1 protein-coding gene is annotated in these 807 nt (G+C 71.4%); it reads left to right on the top strand.

Features of this window, described 5'->3' with window-relative positions:
- Positions 1-807 (top strand): type VI secretion system Vgr family protein (locus tag CKO43_RS25530; RefSeq protein WP_200380425.1); only part of this gene is annotated, 807 nt, incomplete at both ends.

Genomic DNA, 807 nt, shown 5'->3' with positions numbered 1-807 from the left:
GCCGGCCCGGGCGAAGCCACCGAAGGCCAGAACGCGCAGAACAACGCCGCGGCGCTGTCTGGCTTCAAGACGCGCGAGTTCGGCGGCATCGGCTTTAACCAGCTGGTCTTCGACGACAGCGACTCGCAGCTGCGGGTGCAGCTGGCGACCACGCAGCACGCCACGCAGCTGAACCTGGGGCACCTCGTCCACCAGGCCGACAACCACCGCGGCAGCTTTCGCGGTCTGGGCTTCGAGCTGCGCACCGACGCCTGGGGCGCCATCCGCGCGGCCCGGGGCATCCTGCTGACCACCTATGGCCAGCCCGAGGCCGCGCCGGCCGGCGACAACGCCGCCGGGCTGGCGCTGGCCAAGCAACTGGCCACGCTCATCAAGACCTTCAGCGACGCGGCCAAGACGCACCAGGCCACGCAGTTGGCCGCGAACATCGGCAGCTTCGAGGCATCCAAGGCGGCCATCAGCGACAGCGAGGCGCCGGCCCAGGCGATGCTCACCAGCCTGAAGGGCATGGTGGCCGACACCAGCCTGGACGAAGCCCTGGGCGACGCCGCGGCCAGGAGCACCCGCACGGCCGAAGGCAAGCTGCCGCACATGGCCGACCCGATGGTGGCGATCAGCGCCAAGGCGGGCCTGGGCATCGTCGCCGGGCAAGACCTGCAGATGTCCGCTGGCGAGACCCTCACGCTGGCGGCGGGGCAGAACCTGGAACTCGCCAGCGGCGGCGCGCTGCGCATCCACACCGGCCAGAACATCGGCGTGCTGGCCGGGGCGGTGAAGCCTGGAGAACAGGCCGCCGGCAAGGGCATC

Source organism: Rubrivivax gelatinosus, assembly GCF_016583785.1.
Classification (GTDB): domain Bacteria; phylum Pseudomonadota; class Gammaproteobacteria; order Burkholderiales; family Burkholderiaceae_C; genus Rubrivivax; species Rubrivivax gelatinosus_B.
The sequence above is the reverse complement of the archived record's forward strand: the minus strand, read 5'-3'. Positions and strand labels throughout refer to the sequence as shown.